Source organism: Alkalibacterium pelagium (assembly GCF_900109325.1).
Classification (GTDB): domain Bacteria; phylum Bacillota; class Bacilli; order Lactobacillales; family Carnobacteriaceae_A; genus Alkalibacterium; species Alkalibacterium pelagium.
In genome coordinates, this window is record NZ_FNZU01000008.1 from 95,049 (window position 1) to 116,246 (window position 21,198).

Annotated in this window: 14 protein-coding genes; 12 read left to right on the plus strand and 2 right to left on the minus strand. The window is 43.3% G+C overall.

The window, feature by feature from the left end:
- Positions 1-77 precede the first annotated feature (77 nt).
- The 12 genes from BMX79_RS07780 (at position 78) to addA (ending at position 18,770) form a co-directional block, all read left to right on the plus strand.
- Positions 78-1,790: an ABC transporter ATP-binding protein gene (locus BMX79_RS07780; RefSeq protein WP_091481154.1), complete on the plus strand. Its 1,713-nt coding sequence runs from the start codon at positions 78-80 to the stop codon at positions 1,788-1,790.
- Between the two features lie 28 nt (positions 1,791-1,818).
- Positions 1,819-2,331 carry a transcription repressor NadR gene (locus tag BMX79_RS07785; protein ID WP_091481156.1) on the plus strand — a complete coding sequence of 171 codons (513 nt, stop codon included), beginning with the start codon at positions 1,819-1,821 and terminating at the stop codon, positions 2,329-2,331.
- Positions 2,332-2,406: 75 nt separating this feature from the next.
- Positions 2,407-2,976, plus strand: coding sequence for a hypothetical protein (locus BMX79_RS07790; protein ID WP_091481159.1), 570 nt, complete (start codon positions 2,407-2,409; stop codon positions 2,974-2,976).
- Between the two features lie 535 nt (positions 2,977-3,511).
- Positions 3,512-5,377: a DNA primase gene (dnaG, locus tag BMX79_RS07795; RefSeq protein ID WP_246117658.1), complete on the plus strand. Its 1,866-nt coding sequence runs from the start codon at positions 3,512-3,514 to the stop codon at positions 5,375-5,377.
- A gap of 26 nt (positions 5,378-5,403) precedes the next feature.
- Positions 5,404-6,537, plus strand: a complete 1,134-nt coding sequence (rpoD, locus tag BMX79_RS07800; protein ID WP_091481164.1) for an RNA polymerase sigma factor RpoD — start codon at positions 5,404-5,406, stop codon at positions 6,535-6,537.
- A gap of 169 nt (positions 6,538-6,706) precedes the next feature.
- Positions 6,707-7,327, plus strand: coding sequence for a 50S ribosomal protein L25 (locus BMX79_RS07805; RefSeq protein WP_091481166.1), 621 nt, complete (start codon positions 6,707-6,709; stop codon positions 7,325-7,327).
- Positions 7,328-7,543: 216 nt separating this feature from the next.
- Entirely contained in the window at positions 7,544-8,023 is a 480-nt protein-coding gene (locus BMX79_RS07810) for a general stress protein (protein ID WP_091481169.1), read from the plus strand.
- Positions 8,024-8,191: 168 nt separating this feature from the next.
- Positions 8,192-8,893, plus strand: coding sequence for a tRNA (adenine(22)-N(1))-methyltransferase (locus BMX79_RS07815; protein WP_091481172.1), 702 nt, complete (start codon positions 8,192-8,194; stop codon positions 8,891-8,893).
- The gene (locus tag BMX79_RS07820) at positions 8,890-10,020 is read left to right on the plus strand and encodes a Nif3-like dinuclear metal center hexameric protein (RefSeq protein ID WP_091481174.1); all 1,131 of its coding nucleotides are present in this window, start codon (positions 8,890-8,892) and stop codon (positions 10,018-10,020) included. The genes BMX79_RS07815 and BMX79_RS07820 overlap by 4 nt, the downstream gene beginning before the upstream one ends.
- A 15-nt stretch (positions 10,021-10,035) precedes the next feature.
- Positions 10,036-11,265 carry a peptidase T gene (gene pepT, locus BMX79_RS07825; protein WP_091481177.1) on the plus strand — a complete coding sequence of 410 codons (1,230 nt, stop codon included), beginning with the start codon at positions 10,036-10,038 and terminating at the stop codon, positions 11,263-11,265.
- A gap of 90 nt (positions 11,266-11,355) precedes the next feature.
- Positions 11,356-14,988, plus strand: a complete 3,633-nt coding sequence (locus BMX79_RS07830) for a PD-(D/E)XK nuclease family protein (RefSeq protein ID WP_091481179.1) — start codon at positions 11,356-11,358, stop codon at positions 14,986-14,988.
- Positions 14,988-18,770, plus strand: coding sequence for a helicase-exonuclease AddAB subunit AddA (addA, locus tag BMX79_RS07835; RefSeq protein WP_091481182.1), 3,783 nt, complete (start codon positions 14,988-14,990; stop codon positions 18,768-18,770). The genes BMX79_RS07830 and addA overlap by 1 nt, the downstream gene beginning before the upstream one ends.
- 294 nt (positions 18,771-19,064) lie before the next feature.
- On the opposite strand, the gene BMX79_RS07840 is transcribed toward addA, so the two are convergent.
- Both BMX79_RS07840 and BMX79_RS07845 read right to left on the minus strand, forming a co-directional pair.
- The gene (locus tag BMX79_RS07840; protein WP_091481185.1) at positions 19,065-20,306 is read right to left on the minus strand and encodes a putative glycoside hydrolase; all 1,242 of its coding nucleotides are present in this window, start codon (positions 20,304-20,306) and stop codon (positions 19,065-19,067) included.
- Positions 20,306-21,196 (minus strand): polysaccharide deacetylase family protein, encoded by an 891-nt coding sequence (locus BMX79_RS07845; protein ID WP_091481187.1) that lies wholly within the window; start codon positions 21,194-21,196, stop codon positions 20,306-20,308. Before BMX79_RS07845 ends, BMX79_RS07840 begins: the two co-directional genes overlap by 1 nt.
- Positions 21,197-21,198: the final 2 nt, after the last annotated feature.

Sequence of the window (21,198 nt, forward strand, 5' to 3'; positions counted from 1 at the left end):
AGGTTACACAGAAGGCAGTAAGTGATGAGACTGCCTTCTTTCTGTTTATCAGTTTTAACTTAGAAGGAGACGAACCCATGCTTAAACGATTTTTTTCTTACTATGCGCCATATAAAGCGCTGTTCACACTGGACTTTTCTGCAGCCATCATCGTTGCGATGCTTGAGCTGGCTTTTCCCATTATGGTCCAGCAAGTCGTAGATTCCATTCTGCCGACAGGAAACTGGTCTCTGATCATCATCGTTTCCATCGGCCTGCTTGGTGTCTATGCCATCAACACGATTCTGCATTATGTAGTGACTTACTATGGACATAAACTGGGTACAAATATTGAAACGGATATGCGTAGAGATCTTTATAACCACCTACAAAAGCAGTCCTTTTCATATTTCGATAATCGCGAAACTGGAAAGCTGATCACTCGACTGACTTCAGACTTATTTGAAATAGCGGAAGTCGCCCATCATGGACCGGAGGACATTTTCATTACCCTCTTCACATTGACGGGTGCCTTTATACTTATGATGACTGTCCATGTGCCTCTTGCAGTAATGACGTTTATTTTAGTGCCATTTATCGCGTTAGCCGTTGCTTATTTCAACAAGAGGATGACTCAAGTCAACACTCGTATCTATGATGATCTCGCTGGTTTCAGTGCGGGAATCGAAGCGTCAGTCGGGGGAATTCGGGTCGTGCAGGCCTTTTCGAATGAAGATTATGAACTGGGACGATTCCAGCAGTTGAACCAGGCTTACCGAAAATCAAAATATTTATTCTATAAAATGATGGCAGTCAGCCATTCCTACAATTATTTCCTCATGCGTCTGATCAGTCTGTTTGCACTTTTCTTCGGCGCTTACTTTACGATTCAAGGTGAAATAAGTTACGGGGATCTAGTGGCATTTATTTTATTCGCTAATGTGTTTGTCAGACCAATTGAAAAGGTCAATACGATGATCGAAAGCTATCCGAAAGGCTTTGCCGGTTTCAAACGCCTGCTTGAAGAAATGGGGATCAGACCGGAAGTTCAGGATTCTCCAGATGCAGTGGAAGTGGAGTCTCTGAAAGGAGACATTGTCTATTCAGACGTTTCGTTCAGTTATGAAGAGAATCAGTCTATTCTGGATGATATCAATCTGACGATTAAAGCCGGGGAAACCATTGCATTTGTCGGACCGAGTGGTGCAGGTAAAACGACGATCTGTAATCTGCTTCCACGTTTTTACGACATCGACAGCGGAACGATAACTATCGACGGCTATTCAATCAAAGATATTACATTAAACTCATTGAGAGAACAGATCGGAGTCGTTCAGCAGGATGTCTTCCTGTTCCCAGGAACGATCAAGGAAAATATTCTATACGGCAAATTGGATGCTACTGATGAAGAGGTCTATAATGCCGTCAGAATGGCAAATCTGGTTGATGTAGTGGAACAACTTCCTAGAGGACTGGAGACAGTCATCGGTGAACGGGGAGTTAAACTATCTGGTGGACAGAAGCAGCGGCTTTCTATTGCCCGTATGTTTCTTAAGAATCCGCCAATTCTGATCCTGGACGAAGCAACGTCTGCACTGGATACTGAAACGGAACAGGCCATTCAGGAAGCTTTGGATTCCTTATCAAAAGGTCGAACGACTTTGATCATTGCTCACCGGTTGGCTACCATCAAGAATGCTGATAGAATAGTAGTAGTAACATCTGAAGGTATTGAAGAACAAGGGAGCCACGATGAACTAATTGCTCATGAAGGAGCCTACAAAGCTTTATATGATGCACAATTTTCTTAAGAAGAAGCCATGATTAGGAGTGAATGTTATGGAAGCTGATGAAAGAAGACGAATAATCAGAGACTATCTTGAACAGGCCGAGGAAGCAGTCGTTGCCCGTACACTGGCCTCAAAATTTAATGTCAGCCGTCAAGTCATTGTCGGCGATATTGCTCTTCTTAGAGCTGCCGGTGCCAGTATCGTCTCTACCCCTAAAGGTTACATCATGCGCAGTCAGATCGACGAGGGAGTCAGTGAAGCAGTGGTCTGTCAGCATTCACCTGATGATACGAAAGAGGAACTCTATGCAATAGTGGATCTTGGGGGAGAAGTTATCGATGTAACTGTGGAACATCCGATTTACGGTCTGCTCAAGGGTGATCTGAATATTTCAAGCAGGCTTGAGGCAGATGAGTTCATATCTAAAGTCCAGGAAAATCCATCAGCGCTGCTGAGCAATCTGACTGAGGGCCTTCACATACACACGATTAAAGCTAAAAACAAAGACAGATTACAAAAAATAAAGGAAGTATTAAAAAGTAAAGGCTTTCTTTACCAGTAAGTGTATTGACAATCTCTTACAAATTGGTATACTTAACAGGTGTCATGACACCTGTATACATACTAAGATTAGGAGATGTTTATTATCAAACAGACAAATACACTAAAACTGACTGTAACTGCTTTGCTTACTGCCATAGCCATCGCCATTCCCATGGTCATGCCTATTAGAGTTCTGATCGAACCGGCTTCCTTTACCTTAGCCAGTCACGTACCGATTTTCTTTGCCATGTTCTTATCTCCAGCGATTGCCGTAGCCGTCTCATTAGGCTCAGCTATCGGCTTTCTGCTTGCTGGTTTCCCAATCGTCATAACGATGCGTGCCATGAGTCACGTTGTGTTTGCACTGATTGGTGCGCTGTATCTTAGTGGGAGAAGAGAAGAGGTATTAAGCTCGCCTGTTAAAAGTGTGTTCTTCTCTTTCTGGATCGCTCTGATACACGCTCTAGCTGAAGTCCTCGTTGTTTCCGTGTTCTTCTTTGGACTAGCGCCTGGTGGAACCTATCAGGACGGCTTTTTCTATGCAGTATTTTTGCTCGTCGGAGTAGGTACAGTAATACACAGTATGGTCGATTTCTTGATCGCCCAAGTCGTGTGGAAGAGTTTAGGGAAACGAATGAATCAGATTGCTGTAAAAGTCAGCTGATATATAAATCCATTTAACAAATAATGATCGCCGGCCAGATCTGCCAACAGATCTGACCGGCGATCATTATTTATCAGTGAAATTGCTGCTTCCTTCATTGATAAAAGGCAACGGATGATAACAAAGTGATAGGCTAGAGAATAAAGTTCAGGTTATTTTCAAACTCTAAACTTTATTCTAATCAAAGGAGACTGTAGTTTAGTGAAGAAAGACTGATATAGACTTTACTCGTCTGGAAATGGGTTCATTTCGGACAATGTATTCGTATGTAAACTGCATTATCAAGCCATATGAATGTAGTTTGCATACATATAATGACATCACATTCATTGTATAAGTTTACCCTCTTAAATGAGACAAGCAGAATTTTATTATTTATCTCTGCTTGACAAAACAGAAATGGAAACGATTGATTTATCCTTTTACAACGTGCTTACATTTACAATTTCACTTTGTTTTGGTATACTTAAGTTTGATTATTATAGGGGTAGTGTGTCTATCCTTTAAAGGACTTTTTGTCGAAGGGGGATGGCTAGTGAGCAGGATACCAGAAGAAACCATTCAATCCATACGGGAAAAGACTGATATCGTCCAGATTATTTCCCAGTATCTGCAGTTAAGGAAGTCAGGGCAGAACTATTTTGCATCCTGTCCGTTCCACGATGACAAGACACCTTCGTTTTCTGTCAGTGAGAAGAAGCAGATCTATCATTGCTTCAGCTGTGGAAGAGGCGGGAATGTCTTCAGCTTTCTCCAGGAAATGGAAGGCTTGTCTTTTGTCGAAGCAGTAGGAAAAACTGCAGAGCTGGCCGATGTGCCGATTGATTTTACTTTGATCGATCGGGCAAGACAGTCAGCTCCAAATCCGGATTCGATGCAGGCCAAATTACTGGCTGTCTATGAAAAAGCGGAGTATTTTTATCATCACCTGCTCGTTAATACTCAGACGGGGGAAGAAGCCTACCGTTACCTTCTTGATAGAGGAATGACCAAAGAGAGTATAGAGACCTTCAAAATCGGGTTCTCTCCTCCTAAAAGAGAAGCGCTGAAACTATATCTCGATAATGAAGGATTGAATGATCCGGAGCTGTTGAAAAAATCCGGCCTTTTTTCCGATCGGGATGACGAGGTTTTTCTTGACCGCTTTTCAAACCGGATTCTTTTCCCGATAAATAATGCAAAAGGCCAGACAGTCGCATTTTCAGGCCGTGCCTTCATGGAGCAGTCCGACAATTACCGGACCGCCAAGTATATGAACAGTCCGGAAACAGAATTATTCAATAAACGACGCGTACTGTTCAATTACGACAAAGCACGTGCATCGATCCGACGAGAAAATGAGGTCATCCTTTTTGAAGGATTTATGGATGTCATTTCAGCCTGGCAGGCGGGAGTTAAAAACGGGATTGCGTCGATGGGAACTAGTCTGACAGAAGAACAGATTTCAGTACTTGATAAAGTGACTGATCATGTGGTCATTGCTTATGATGGAGATGACGCCGGACTTGAAGCAACAAAGCGGGCAACAGATTTCATCAGCAGGGACACACATTTCACCATGGAGATAGCGACTTTTCCTGAGAAATTGGATCCGGATGATTATATTCAGACCAAAGGAATAGAAGCATTTCAGGACTTTCTGAAACATGGGCGAGATACTTTGATGAGTTTCCTTATGGCCTACCACCGCAAGGGTCTTAATTTGAAAAACGAAAGTGAACGTCTGAAGTACATCGAGATCGTGTTGAAAGAACTGGCTCGAGTGACTTCTGCAATTGAACGGGAACTTTACCTTAAACAACTTCAGGACGAATTCGATTTGTCCCTGGAGACACTTAAGGAACAGATGCACACCTTTGTTATCGAACAGCAGAATGAACGTCGGGCTGAAAAGCGCAAAGAGGCGAGACGGGATCCTTCACCGGAGCCGGTCCAGTCAATCGTGCTTCACCGGAACCAGCCCAAAGAAACAGCACTGACCCGGGCTGAAAAAAATCTTCTCCATCGTCTTTTCACTCTGGACGAAACCTGGACAATCTTGAATAGTCAGGAAAAAGAGCTGTCATTTTCAGATCAGGATCATCAAGTGCTCTATCTGATGTATGATGAGTTTCATCATTCGCACGAAGACACGTCACTGCAGTCGTTTCTTGACTTTCTTCCAGATGAACGTCTGAAAAGTAAAGCATCAGAAATTGCCTGGATATCCCTGAGTGATGAAATAGCTCGTGGAGAGATCGAGGACTACTTGTCTGTTATCTGTGACAGGCAGCCGCTTGAAACCAGACTTCAGTCAAAAAAAGAAGAGTTAAAACTGGCTGAAAGGAATGGGGATAAGCAGAAGCAGCAGGCACTCAGTTTTGAAATTATAAATATAATTAAACAAATGAAAAGTAATTAACGATTAATCAGGAGGCATGTCAGTATATGGCAAAATCTAATAAAAAATCTACAAAACAGCCTGAAGAAAAATATGAACTTGCGGTTGTCCAGTTTATCAAGGAAATCAAGAAGAAAAAAGAGCAGACAGTGTCCTATGTTGAACTGACGGACAAGCTTGCAGAACCTTTTGAACTTGAGAAAGAACAGATGGAAGATCTGATCCAGAAGTTTGAAGATGAAGGAATCGGCGTGGTCGATGAAGATGGAAACCCACTGGCTAAACAGCTGAACAAAGAAGAAGATGCGGCTGAAGAAGCTAAGAAAGAAGAAATGATTGCCCCTCCTGGAGTAAAAATTAATGACCCTGTCCGTATGTACTTGAAAGAAATCGGGCGTGTAGACTTGCTTAGTGCTAAAGAAGAGATTGCGCTAGCCAAACGTATCGAAGAAGGCGACACGATCGCCAAGCAGGAGCTGGCTGAGGCCAACTTGAGACTGGTTGTATCCATTGCCAAACGTTATGTTGGACGAGGCATGAGTTTCCTAGACCTGATTCAGGAAGGGAACATGGGACTTATGAAAGCTGTAGAGAAGTTTGACTATGAAAAAGGGTTCAAATTCTCTACGTATGCGACATGGTGGATACGTCAAGCTATTACTCGTGCAATTGCCGACCAGGCTCGCACGATCCGTATTCCGGTCCACATGGTCGAAACCATCAACAAGCTTGTTCGTATTCAGCGTCAGCTGCTTCAGGACCTGGGAAGAGAACCGACACCCGAGGAGATCGGTGCTGAAATGGACTTGCCTACTGAAAAAGTACGCGACATTCTTAAAATCTCACAGGAGCCAGTCTCTCTGGAAACGCCGATCGGTGAGGAAGATGATTCACATCTGGGCGATTTCATTGAAGATAATGATGCAACCAGCCCGTCTGACAATGCAGCTTACGAACTATTGAAGAGTGAGCTGGAAGATGTACTCGACACACTGACTGACCGTGAAGAAAACGTACTGCGTCTGCGTTTCGGTCTGGACGACGGACGTCAGCGTACACTGGAAGATGTCGGAAAAGTCTTTGGCGTAACGAGAGAACGTATCCGTCAGATCGAGGCCAAAGCTTTGAGAAAACTTCGCCACCCGAGTCGTTCAAAACAACTGAAAGACTTTTTAGAGTAATAATTACGTGATGAGAAGACAGAGAGAAGCGAATTATGACTGTAAAGGGAAAGTTCTTGTCGCTTTTCTTTGCATTCCTGTCACATTTTTGTTATACTAATTTCTGGCTTGTTCAGTTAATGACGTATGCTAGTTACTTAAAAATATAATCTTGGAAGGTGAAAATCAGATGAAATTATCAGCAGTTAAACGTACCGAAACAGGAACATCCGCTTCAAGAAAAGCGAGAAACGAAGGCAAGATCCCTGCAGCAATCTACGGAAAAGAAGTTGAGACAATCTCAGTACTGATCAACCGTAAAGAATTCGAAAACACAATCCGCGAAGTAGGATACAACGGTGTATTCGATATCGATGTTGAAGGTGACACATACCAGGTATTCGTAAAAGATCAGGACAATGCTGCTCTTAAACCAGAAGTATACCACGTTGATCTTCTCGCATTCACTAAAGGACAGAAAGTTACAATGTCTATTCCGGTTCACATTTCCGGTGAGGAACAAATCAAAGAAGGTATCGTATCTCAGTCAATTTCTGAACTGGAAGTCAACATTGCTCCAGCAGAAGCGCCTTCAGAATATGTTGTAGACGTATCTGAACTGGAAATCGGCGATACTGTTCACGTATCTGACATCAAAGTTGGAGACGAAGCTGAATTGCTTACTGACGACAGCCTGACAGTCGTATCTGTATCAGCTCCAGAAGCTGTTGAAGAAGAAACAACTGAAACAACTGAAGATATGCCTGAACCAGAAGTTATCGGTGAATCTGAAGACGAAGACTCAGAATAAGCATTATCCGAGTCTGATATATATTAGATATTATATTAAAAGCAGCCTCTATCTACACTCAACGGAGTAGAAGAGGCTGCTTTTTTGTACCTTTCAAATGTTCAGACAATTATGACAAGAAGCATAAAAGGGCTATTATTGGTCTATTTTTTCGATTATTAATATAATGACTATAGAGGGCTTATCTATGCCCAATATTTTTCAGGAGGGGATATAATGGAAATTAATAATCAAACAGTAATCGGCACCTATGACAACCGGGATGACGCATTGAAAGTCGTCAGTCAGCTCAAGAATGAAGGGTATCAGAAACAGGATATCGTTCTTTACTCCAATGATGCGACCGGAGTAGGAGACCACGATGCAATGGATGTATCTACTAATGACGGGGCTGACCGTGGGGATTTTGCTGATGACCGAAACCTTTGGGACAAAATGAAGGATGCATTTACGTCTGATTCTTATAATCATGAAAAAGAATCGACCCGTGAAGGGTATGATAAGGACAGTGACGTCCTCTATCCTTATCGGGATGCATTAAATGATGGGAAGATCGTTCTGGCCGTAAATAATTTTAAAGGCGAAAGTGTCGACCACTATCAGTCTTCAAATGAAGAGACTCATATCGATCGCGACACTCAGCCCGCGAAAGATCCACTGACTGAGGGAAGAGAATTTGACCGAGAAACTGAATAAAAAGATCACCCCAATGGATGATCTACAGCTATGATGAGATGACCCCCGGACACGCACATGAAGTGATCCGGGGGTTTTCTATGCAACTTCCTGTTTAATTTCTTCAAAACTTTTCAATCTTTACTAAAAACTGGTAAAATAGACAGGAAGACTTTAAAGAGGTGACATATGAATTCAGTTCAATTATCAAAACGGCTCAAGCAAGTAGCCGATTACGTAGAAGAAGGGGCAAGAGTGGCTGATATCGGGTCTGACCATGCTTATCTGCCCTGTTATCTTGCAGACCAGGGGAAAATCAACTTTGCTGTGGCAGGGGAGGTTGTTCAAGGGCCATTTAACAACGCCGTCAAGGAAGTCAGACGTACCGGTCTGGAAGACATTGTTGAAGTCAGACTGAATGATGGGCTAATGGTGTTAAAACCCGAAGATCGAATCGATACGGTTACTATAGCTGGAATGGGTGGTGCACTGATCCGATCGATCCTTGAAAAAGGACGGGATAATGACAGGCTGACTGGAGAGGAAACCCTTATTCTGCAGCCGAATGTGTTTGAAGAAACAGTTAGAGGTTATCTGATGGAACAGCAGTACCGCATTACAGACGAAGCGATCCTTGAGGAAAATGACAAGATTTATGAAATCATCAAAGCCGTACCGTCTGACACTCCAGTAACTTATTCCAAAAAAGATTTACTGTTCGGTCCATATATCGGTAAGGAACGATCTGAGACGTTCAAGAAAAAGTGGACCCAGCAGATGAATACGAATGAGTTCATCGTCGGTCAGATGGAACAGTCCAGTCATCCTAATGAAGAAAAACTGGCTTCACTGAAAGAAGAAATTAAACTGATTAAGGAGATGATCGAATGACAGATGTAACAGTGAGCGATCTGACAACTGCACTTGACCAGCTCGCACCACCTTCACTTGCTGAAGGATGGGACCCAATCGGCTTATCCTTTGGTTCTAAAAACAAACTGGTCAAGACTGTTCTGATAGCTCTGGATGTGGACAAGGATACGATTCAGGAAGCAAAAGATAAGCAGGCGGATCTTATCATCACGCATCACCCCGCGATCTTCAAGCCTTTAAAAAAACTGACTGATGAAGACTCCAGAACTCGGGAGTTTCTTGACCTGATCAAATCAGATATTGCAGTATACTCTGCCCATACAAACCTTGATGCGGCAGAAGGCGGAATGAACGACTGGCTGGCTGACAGCATAGGCATCAGACAGGATGACCGTCAGATTGTCTCAGTAAGTACTGAAGAAGGCTATAAGAAACTGGCGGTCTATGTCCCCGATTATGCAGCTGACAAGGTCAGAGAGGCTCTCCATTCAGCAGGAGCTGGAGAAGTAGGGGATTACAAAGATGTATCTTATACTTTAGAAGGCCATGGCCGTTTTACGCCTCAGGAAGGCGCGGATCCAGCTGAAGGTGAAATCGGAAAAGAAGAAGTGATACATGAACAGCGTATCGAAATGCTTTTGAAGAACTCTTCTGTTTATCCGGTCATTGAAGCACTGAAAGCGAACCATCCTTATGAAGAACCAGTCTTCGATCTGTTTACACTCGATAATCAGACGGATACATTCGGATTCGGTCGGGCCGGCAAGCTGGAAAAACCTGAAACAACCGACGAGCTGGCAGCTCGGATCAAGACACTTTTCTCAGTAGATGGCGTGCGTTTCGGCTCAAACGATCCTGAACGCACACATGAGAAGGTAGCTATATTTGGCGGATCCGGAGAAAAGTACTATAAAGAAGCACTGTCCAGTGGAGCGACTCTCTTCATCACTGGAGACATTTCCTACCACGGAGCACAGGATATGCTGAGAGACGGACTGGATTTCATTGATGCGGGTCATTATATGGAAGCAATCTGTGTACCGAAACTGGCCGGATTCTTTGAACAGCTGAAAGAGTCGAACAACTGGGATCTGACTATACTACAGACCGCGACACAAACGGATGTCTTTACTTACTCAAATTAAAAGGATGGGATGACTATGTACAACAATTTAATGGACCGTTTTCTAACTTATGTAAAAATCGATACACGTTCAGATGCTGATTCCATTTCAGTACCTTCTACTAAGAAACAAGTGGATTTTGCTCGTGTACTGATGACTGACCTTAAAGAAATCGGGATGAGCGACGTGGAATACAATGATGCAAATGGATTCGTTACGGCTACATTGCCTGCGAATGCTGAAGATACAGGACCAGTCATCGGCTTTATTGCTCATATGGACACGGCTGACTTCAATTCAGAAAATATTGATCCGCAGATCGTAGAAAACTACGATGGAGAAACGATCCTACTCAACGAAGAGCAGGGAATCCGCCTGTCTCCGGATGATTTTCCAAATTTAAAAAACTATATCGGACAGACTCTGATCACTACGGACGGAACGACATTACTTGGATCGGACGACAAGTCTGGTATTGTTGAAATCATGAGTATGGTTGAGTACTTTATTGCCAATCCCACGATCAAACATGGGAAAATTCGTGTGGCTTTCGGACCTGATGAAGAAATCGGTGTGGGAGCTGACCGGTTCGATGTCGACCACTTTGGAGCAGATTTTGCTTACACGATAGACGGCGGGCCTGTTGGAGAGCTTGAGTATGAGAGTTTCAACGCTGCTGGTGCGAAAATTAAAATCAAAGGAAAAAATGTCCACCCGGGAACTGCTAAAGACAAGATGATCAATGCACTTAAACTAGCCGTATCTTTTGATCAGGCATTACCTGAAAACGAAGTGCCTGAAAGAACTGATGGCAGAGAAGGGTTCTTCCATCTTCTTGAAATCACTGGGACAGTAGACGAGGCTATGATGCAGTATATTATACGAGATCATGACCGGGAAGCTTTTGAATCTAAAAAAGAACAGATGTTAGCTGTTGCTTCTAAGCTGAATGAAGCATTTGATGAAGAGCGTGTCTCTGTTGAAATGAAAGATCAATACTACAACATGCGCGAAGTCATTGAAAAAGACATGAGACCCGTTGAACTAGCTGATAAAGCAATGAATAATTTAGGAATCAGTCCTATCGTCAAACCTATCCGAGGCGGAACAGACGGATCAAAGATTTCATTCATGGGTTTACCAACTCCTAATATTTTTGCTGGTGGAGAGAATTTCCACGGGCGTTATGAATTCGTAGCTGTAGAGAGCATGATTAAAGCTACTGATGTATTGATTGAAATCGCAAAGCTGGCTGCAGCAGAATAAAAAGAAAAGGGAAGAAGACTTAACCGGTCTTTCTTTCCTTTCTTCTTAACTTTAATTCAATTAAATATATTAAAAGAGAGGAGCACACGAATGGGTCTTCAATTTATTTTGAGCAGACTGCAGAGGGATAAGAAAAAAATATTGTTCGACCAGATGATGAACTGGATGGAGGACAAAGACGCACAAGTTTTCTACCTCGTCCCGGATCATATGAAATTTGAATCGGAAATGGCTATACTGGATCGAGTTAAAGACAGTCAGCCAGATAACGATCGTCATCTGGCAGGAATGATCAATCTGCAAGTGTTCAGTTTCAGTCGTCTAGCCTGGTACTTTCTCCAGGATACGGCCTTATACAGTCATTCTCAGCTTACTGAAACAGGACTGACCATGCTGATGCGCCGACTTTTAAGAGAAAATGAGGAAGCGCTGACCATATTCAGAGGAGAAAGTCAGCAGCAGGGCTTTGTAGAGAAAACGACTGAACTGTTTATGGAACTGAGGAATGCCCGAGTCATGCCAAAAGATCTGACTGACATCAGCAGTCAGCTTTTTGAAGATGAGCCAGGAACAAGAGACTTCTTACTTAAGCTCAAAGACATTACTATTCTGTACGATTCCTTTCTCTCCCACCTGGAAGGAAAGTATATTGAAAAGGAAGATGTACTTGAAGCACTGATAGAGGAAGTTAAAACAAGAGATCTTAGTCACACCCATATCATCATTGACAATTTTCATCGCTTTTCAGCTCAGGAACAGGAGCTCGTTCTGCAAATGGTCGAAAACGCAAAAGATGTGAAAGTCTCTTTAGTTCTAGATAAAAAGCACGCAGTAGAGCCCCCTGAGATGACTGACTTTTTTTATCAGACTGGAATGACTTATTTCAGGTTGTACCAGGAAGCTAGAAATCGTCGCCTTCCAGTGTTGAATGACACAGTTGTAAATGACAACAACAAAGAACGTTGTGATGCACTTCAGAACTTTGAAGACTATTGGGTAAGCAGTTTCGACCTGTCACCTAAGGCTCAACCCGGCCGGCCGACTGACTATAGCAGTTGTATAGAAATAAGAGAAGCAGAATCAAGGCAAGCCGAGGTGTTGCATACAGCAACTACAATTAAAAAAATAGTTGCTGAAGGCAATCACCGTTATAAGGACATACTCGTCATTGCTAGAACTCTCGACGACTACAAAATGTTAATGGATTCTACCTTTGCAGAAAATGATATTCCTTTGTTTATAGACGAAGCAGATAAGATGTCCAATCATGCACTGGTGGAATGTATACAAAGTTTGGTCAATATCTATAAACGGCATTACCGCTATGAAGATGTCATGCGATTTCTTAAAACTGAACTGTTCATTCCTCTTGAGGATGAACGGATTATTCCTAAAGAAAAAAATGAGCGTTTATCTTTCTGGTCTTCCAGAGCAGAAAGCTGGCGCAAATCTGTCGATACTCTTGAAAATGTCATGCTCGCTTATGGGTACGAAGGTAATGACTGGGTAAGAGATGATGACTGGATCTATGCACGTTTTCACCTGGAGGAAATGGATGATCAGCTGGATGCAGACAAACGGATGCAGGAACAGGCAAATCAGGCGCGTTCAATCGTTCGTTCAGCATTTCTTCCATTTTTCAAACAATTAGACAGAGTTGGTACGAACCGAGAGGCTGTGCGTCTTATCTATCAGTTTCTGGAACGTCACAGAATCGATGCTCAATTGTTATACTGGCGGGATCAGGCACTTGAAGACGGGGATCTTGAAGATGCCAGAAAACACGAACAAGTCTGGCAGACCTTCATTCAGCTACTCGATGAGTTCGTCGATGTGCTTGGTGATGAGACCTGGGAAGTCGATACCTTTCTTTCAATTCTGGAAACTGGATTCGAACAGGCCACATACAGCATAGTCCCTCCAAGCATCGACCAGGTTATGTTCACTCAATTTGACAAATCTCGACTGAACTGTAAAAAACTAGTAGTTATAATGGGAATGACCGATACACAACTGCCCATGAATACTGAAAATGACTCTATACTTACAGATGAAGATAGAGAACAACTGGGTGTCTTTCTACCGGACGACAAGTTTCTCATGCCGTCTACTGCGGGAAGACTGGCTAACGAACCTTTTACTGCCTATCTTGCCTTTCTTAATGCTTCGGACAAACTGATTCTAAGTTATCCGGTGAAGAATGACGGATCTGGTGACAATCGATTGAGCCCTTATGTCGAACGGCTCAACCGGCAGCTTGATATACCGATTAACCGAAAATACACCGATGCGGGGGCAGTCACTGATGATTCAACTGATTTATCTCTTTCCTTTGTCGGATCGAGGCGACAGACGATCGGTCAGCTCGTGACTATTTTAAGAGACCGTCTGGATCATAAGAATAATCCGCCTATTTTCTGGACTATTTTATTTCAGAAACTTCAGAAACAGTCTAACGAAGTTGAGAAGAATATTTTAAAGAGTCTGGAATACAGAAATATTCCTCGACGCCTGTCACCTGAACTGGCTGAAGAACTTTACGGGAAAGATCTGTATCTTTCTGTGTCACAGCTGGAAAGTTTTTATCTGGATCCGTACAGTCACTTTCTTCAGTACGGATTGAAACTGCGGGAACGGGCTGTCCAGGAGCTGACTCCGGCAGAAACGGGAACATTTTTCCATGACGCTCTGGACAGTATTTTCAGGGCAATTATTTCCAGTAATTTGTCCTTTGATCAGCTGAACGAAGATGAACTGGAGTCTGTGACGGAAGAGGTCCTTCAGGAACTGTATCAGAATAACAAGTTCAAACTGCTATCCATGTCTAATCGCATGAAGTTCATACGGAAACAATTGAGCCGGACGATTCAGCAGATGGTCAAGGCCTTGTCTAACCAGACCAGACGGACACAGATGAGACCAAGAAAGTCAGAGGTCCTATTTGGACGACTGGGGAGTCGAGAAGGGGTACCGGGCCTTAATTTTCCACTCAATACTGGAGGGAATCTTTATGTCCGTGGAAAAATCGACCGGCTTGATGCACTGGAACTGGACAATGAGTTGTATTTAAGTATCGTGGATTACAAATCCAGCAGAAAAGCACTGAAGTTCGATGAAATCTATCACGGGCTGATGATGCAGATGCTGACTTACCTGGACACAGCTGTTCATTATTCAGAAGATATTTTCGGTAAAAAAGCCAAGCCAGCGGGTGCGTTTTATGCGCATGTCAATAATCCAATGCTTAAAGCCAGTGATCTGCTGAAAAAAGACTGGCTGGATGTCTGGCTGAAGTCATTTAAAATGGACGGAATCATTCTGAATGAGGACGAGCTGGTTGAAAAACTGGATCTGACTTTACCTGAAAACAAATATTCTCTGGTCTATCCTCTTGAGTATGTCAAAACAAGAGACCAGATTAAAGGGAAACTGATCACGATGGATGATTTAGATCTGCTGTTCAGACACAATAGAGAGAAAATCAGAGAAGCAGGAAACCGGATTTTATCAGGTGAAAACGCCTTGTCGCCCATTTACGATAAGAAAGAATTTACACCTTCTGTTAGAGGGATCTATCAGCCTGTTTCCCAATTTGATGTCCTTCTTCCTAACGGACAGAATCAGTACAGAGAACTTGAATCCATCAGTGATCAGTCCGATCTGATCGATAAATTAAAATCTAAATACCTGGACTTAAGCGAGAGAGGAGCAGATGACAACTAATGGCAACTATTCCATCAAAGCCCGTTGATGCACAATTTACAGACCATCAGTGGCAGGCAATTTATGACGAAGGTAAGAATATCCTGGTCTCTGCTTCTGCAGGGTCCGGAAAAACGACCGTCCTTGTGCAGCGAGTCATTGAAAAGATCAAGAACTTTACGGACATCAATGAACTGCTTGTCGTGACGTATACTAATGCCGCAGCAAGAGAAATGAAAGAACGGATCCAGAAAGCCATTCAAAAAGAAATTAACTCTGAAACCGATCCTAAGAAAAAGCAGCATCTAGTTCGTCAGATCCCCCTTTTAGGTCATGCCGACATTTCAACCTTGCATTCATTCTGTCTGAAAGTGATAAAACGCTACTATTATCTGATCGATTTCGATCCAGTCTTTCGACTACTGACGGACGATACAGAGATTGCTCTCATGAAAGAAGATGTCTGGGAGGAGCTTAGAGAGGAACTATACGGAGAAGAAGATACGTTATTTGAAGGGCTAGCTCAGGCTTACTCAAACGACCGCAGTGATGACGGGCTGACTGATCTTATCTTCAAACTTTACGATTTTTCGCGGTCCAAGACCGATTCCAAAGCTTGGCTGTCAGACTTGTCCAGTCGATACGATACTGAAGGGGGAGACCTGGCCAGCAGTACCATTTTTCAGGAATTAGCCAAGCCGGCCATTCTGGATACATTGGACACAGCTAAGGAGCTTCTAAGCGATGCTCATCAGATGAGCAATGGCGATCCGTCCCTAGATAAGACGGTTGAACTGCTCGTAAATGATCTGAAGCTGGTCGAGCTGGCTGAGCAGGCGGTCCATGAAGACCGTCTCAACGATGTATACAGTTTACTGAATGGCCCCATATTCCCTAGATGGAAAAATCCAGGCAAAAATTCACCTGATGAAGTTAAGGAAGCGGCTAAGGAAATGAAAAGCTTCCGAGATAAAGCCAAAGCCTTCGTCGTTTCCTTGAAAGACAGTTATTTCCTTTTATCACCCGATGAACAGGCAGAAACGATGAGTGCAGTAAAAGGGCTGGTTGAAGAACTGTCTCGTGTGGCTGTCCTGTTTTACGAACGCTACCAGCAGCACAAAGCAGACAGAAAAGTGCTGGACTTCAATGATCTGGAGCATCTGACCCTGGCCATTCTGATAGACACTGCTGAGGGACAGGCTGTACCTTCAGAAGCCTCCAGGCATTACCGCAGACAGTTTGCCGAAGTGATGGTCGATGAGTACCAGGATATCAACCTGATTCAGGAAACGATTCTGAAATGGCTGACGCGTTCATCTGATGCTATCGGAAATCAGTTCATGGTGGGAGATGTCAAGCAGTCCATCTACTCTTTCAGACTGGCTGATCCTAGTCTTTTCATTGAGAAATACGAACGATATGAAAAAAGTCAGGATGGGGACCGGATCATATTAGCTGAAAATTTCCGCTCACGTCCGGATGTGCTTCAGTTTACCAATTTCATTTTTGAACAGCTGATGGACAAAAAAGTGGGCGAACTGGCCTATGATGAGTCGGCTAAACTGATCAACGGGTACACTGCCTTTCCGGACTCGGATCGCTTCTCTACCGATGTTCTGATATATGAAACGGAAGAAGAGGACGTTGAAGAAGACAATGATTCACTGGAAAGCGATAGTGTTACGTTTCAGATGAACACGAAGACCAAAGGCGAAATATACATGGTTGCAGATAAAATTCTTGAAATGGTCGCCGCCGGATATGAGGTTTATGATAAAGAGCTGAAGGACAACCGGCCTGTGCAGTTCAAGGATATTGTGCTTCTTACACCAACCAAGAAAAATAATATTGATATTCAGGATATCTTTAAACAGCTTCAGATTCCGACAGCTGTCAATGATACGCAGAACTATTTCCAGACCACTGAGATAGCAATCATGATGTCACTGCTTAAGATCATTGATAATCCGAGACAGGATATTCCGCTTGCTGCAGTTCTGCGTTCACCTATAGTTGGACTGAATGAGGTCGACATGGCACGTATCCGGATTGAAGATAAGCAGGGTACCTATTTTGAAGCGCTGCTGGCATTTGTCAGTCGGACAAACTGGCAAGACGAACGAAATATTAAACTGCAGGAGAAATTGTCTCAGTTTTATCAGCAACTCGAACACTGGCGGACTCAGTCAAAACGTAAATCACTGGTCGAACTGATCTGGATGATTTATGAAGACACCGGCTTTCTGCATTATGTTGGAGGTATGAGTTCGGGCAGACAGAGAAAAGCTAATCTCCATGCACTGTACGAACGAGCAGCTTCATATGAAAAGACATCATTTAAGGGCTTGTTCCAGTTTATCCGATTTATCGAAAAGATGCAGAAAAAGGATAAAGATTTAGCGGAGCCATCAGCTGTAACTGACGGAGAGGATGCGGTCAGAGTCATGACGATCCATGCCAGTAAAGGACTTGAATTCCCGATCGTCTTCGTTATGGATATGTCCAAGCGTTTCAACCTGACGGATATTAGAGGATCAACTGTGCTTGATGAAGAATATGGTGTCGGCTCAGAGTATATCGACGTCACGAACCGGATCAAAACACCGACTCTGCCGGAAACCGTTCTGAAAATGCAGAAAAAGAACCGGATATTATCTGAACAGATGCGAGTCTTATATGTAGCATTAACACGGGCTGAACAGAAACTTTTCCTGGTTGGATCCTATAAGAATAAGGAAACGGCTATCAGCAAATGGAACAAAGTCAGTGGGCATGCTCAAACGGTTCTGCCGTCAGCGTTGAGGCTGGATTCCCAACATTTCATGGACTGGATCGGTCAATGCCTGATCAGACACCAGAATATGGAATCAGAAAGCGAGATCAAGTCCCAGAACAGATGGGTCCACACATATGATACGTCGTTTACTGTCTCATTTTACCAGTCTACTGAACTCGAAGAGCATCTGATCAGCTATCAGAATGAAGAAAGCAGTAACTGGTATGAGGATTTGAAGCAAGGGAAGATGAGTGAGTCAAATAACGAGTCAGTGAAAGCAGCTGTATCGCAGGCCCTTAGTCTTATGGCTCATGAGTATCCGTATGAGCTGGCTACTCAGACCACCAGTTATCAGTCCGTGTCGGAGATAAAACGCATGTTTGAAGAACCGGATGATGGGCAGATGGTTAAAATCGATGTAACCAATCCTCGACAGTCCAACAGGTACGTAGAAGATGAACTGGAGCGCCCTAAGTTTCTTCAGGAGGTATTGAAACCGAGCGGAGCAGAAATCGGTAAAGCAACTCACCTGGTGCTGCAGGCTATCGACTTGAATGAATCGCTCACTGCTGATGATATTAAAGCTGAGGTAAATAAACTTGCTTCTGAAAAAGTCATCACTGAAGATATTGCTGAGCTAATACCTGTAGAAAAAATCGACCGATTTTTCCAGACAGATTTCGGTCGCTTTATATTAAGTCATGTCTCGACTATGAAAAGAGAAGTCCCGTTTTCACTCCTGCTGGAAGCTAGCGATATTTTCCAGGATATGCAGGCTGTGGACGACAACGTGCTGATTCACGGAATCATCGACGGCTATATTGAAGGGGAAGAAGGCCTCATCCTCTTTGACTATAAGACAGACAATGTTGAACGCTTCCAGGATCGAGCTGAAGAGGAAATGCTCAAGAAATATAGAGGCCAGCTTATGACGTACAAGCAGGCGCTGGAATCGATACTGAGGAAACCTGTACTCGAGACATACTTGATTCTTCTGGATAATGGCCAGACGATTCAAGTGGAGTAGTGAAGGATTATGACTAAAGGGAAAGCAGCTGAATCAGCTGCTTTTTATTATAGTGTTTTTTAGAGGCACGCGGCTTATACAGAGTAGACGATAGGAGAAGGTTAATGTGATTGCTTCTTTACGAGACGCAGAAATTCTTTTGAGTGCAGCAGCCTAGTCGATTGCGCCGGAACTCGGTGGAGATATTCATCTTATTGCCGGAACTCATACAACCAATAAAGCTTACTCATAAAAAAACCTCCCGAAGTCGTTCATATTCGAACAACAACGAGAGGTTTTTCAATTTTTCATCTCTTAATCAAAACTGTAGGTAGCACCCTCAGAATATCGGTTGCCGGCATTCCATAATAGGAATTCATTCACACCATGTTCGTTCAAGGCACGGACCTGTTCGCTGACTTCTTCAGCGCCATAATTCATATACCATCCTGAGCCTAGATAAGAAGCTGTAAAGTCCTGAATCCAAGGACGGGAGATAGGAGCCTGGTCACCCAGGTTGTCAAGGATTTCGTTTTCGAGTTCCATGTAGTTTGCGATGACATTATACGGCTCAAGATCTGGGCGCTCAATACCTAATGATCCTGCACCCCAGTGACTAGGGTAAATCATCGAAGAAATCACGTCGACGTTTTCAGAAATTCTTGAAAAGTTCTGACCGATTCCAGGTGTTTCTTCTCGTGTTGCTGCATAGCCGAAGATATCAACAGATACATCGACATCATAAGGCTGAAGCTCACGACGAGCGTATGCTACAAATTCAGTTACAGCATCGACACGCTGCTTGACATTATCCAAATCACTTTCTTCATAGTCGCCACGAGAATAGTTCAGGTCTTCATCACGGTATTCGAATCCTTCAGGGAAGCGGACATAGTCGAACTGAATGTCTTTAAATCCAAGCTTCGCTGCCTGACGGGCTACTTCAACATTGTATTCCCAGACTTCTCGTTCATATGGATTGACGAAGCTTTCGCCGCGTCGATTGGCCCATACTGACCCGTCATCCTCAGTAAATGACAAATCAGGACGTTCGTTGGCTAATCTGGAATCTTTAAATACAACAATACGTGCAATCGGATAAATATCATTTTCTTCTAAATGCTCCATCAGCGGTTCGGCTTCAACAATATTATTTGTAAACTGGTTGATATAGTCATGTTCGGATTCGATCGGCATGACAATGTCACCATAATCGTCTTTAACATCAATGACCATACTGTTAAGTTCTGTTGTGTTGAGCAGTTCGGTCAGGGATTCCAGTCTGGATCCGCCTGCAGAATGTGCAGTAACAAAAATGCCTTTTACGCCGTCTTCTGGATAGTCAATGTTTACTCCGCTGTCAAATTTAAACTGTTGGGGGAAACTTTCCGGTACAGAAAGTAGAGGCTCCTGCGTATAGTTCAAGTAAGCAGTCTCGATGTCTTCCGGTTGCTCAACTGTATCTTCCTCATCCGCTGAAACAACTGAAGGGAAAAGTGAAGCGACTGCTAGTGCAGCTGCAGAATAAAATAACTGTTTTTTTGTAGTCTGTTTCATTAATCTGTTTCCTCGCTTTCTGATTGTTCAGGAGTAACGGACCGGATCAGGTCAGGATCAACAAGTTCATACTCTTTTTCACGTAATCCTTCAATGATTTGAGGTGTGGCTTCAAGGGTCCAGCTACGGTCATGCATAAGCAGATTGGCTCCTGGTCTGAGCAGTTCAGTATTGACCATGATATCAGCCAGCGGCTCAGCTTCCATATATCCGGATTCCCAGTCATAACCATAGGTCCAGTTCATAAGGACCATGCCGTCTTCTTTAACCAGTTCCTTGACATGATCAGTGTTCTGACCGAAGGGTGCTCTGAAGAAGCGGGGACGCTCTCCGATGATTTCTTCAATCAGGTCACTTGTCTTCATAATTTCTTCAGTTTGTTCCTCTTCACTCAAGGAAGGAAGACTCTGATGGGTATGCGTATGGTTCCCAATGGCAAACCCCATCTCGTGAATTTCTCTTAGCATAGCCTGACCTTCTTCACTTTCGATAAACATGCCGTTAACGAAGAAAATCGCAGGCGCGTCGTTTTCTACAAGCACTTCAGCAATGTCCACGGCGTAATTATCCGGTGCATCATCATAAGTAAGGAGGGCGACACGTTCATTTGCTTCTTCGCCTTCGATCACTTGAATTGTAGCTATGTCATTTTCGTTGACTTCGTAAAGATATGAAGACTCTTCAGGTTCATCTATTAACTCGTCTTCATCATCTGTGTCTTCATTAGTGTCGTTATCTTCATTCATATCGGCCGAACCTTCACTCGTATCATCGGAATTGTCTTCAATGGGCTCTGTCTGCTCATCTGTATCGTATTCTGCATCTGAGGTATCACAGGCAGTCAATATAAGAGATGAGGCTAAAAATAGAGTAGCTAATGTTCGTTTCATAG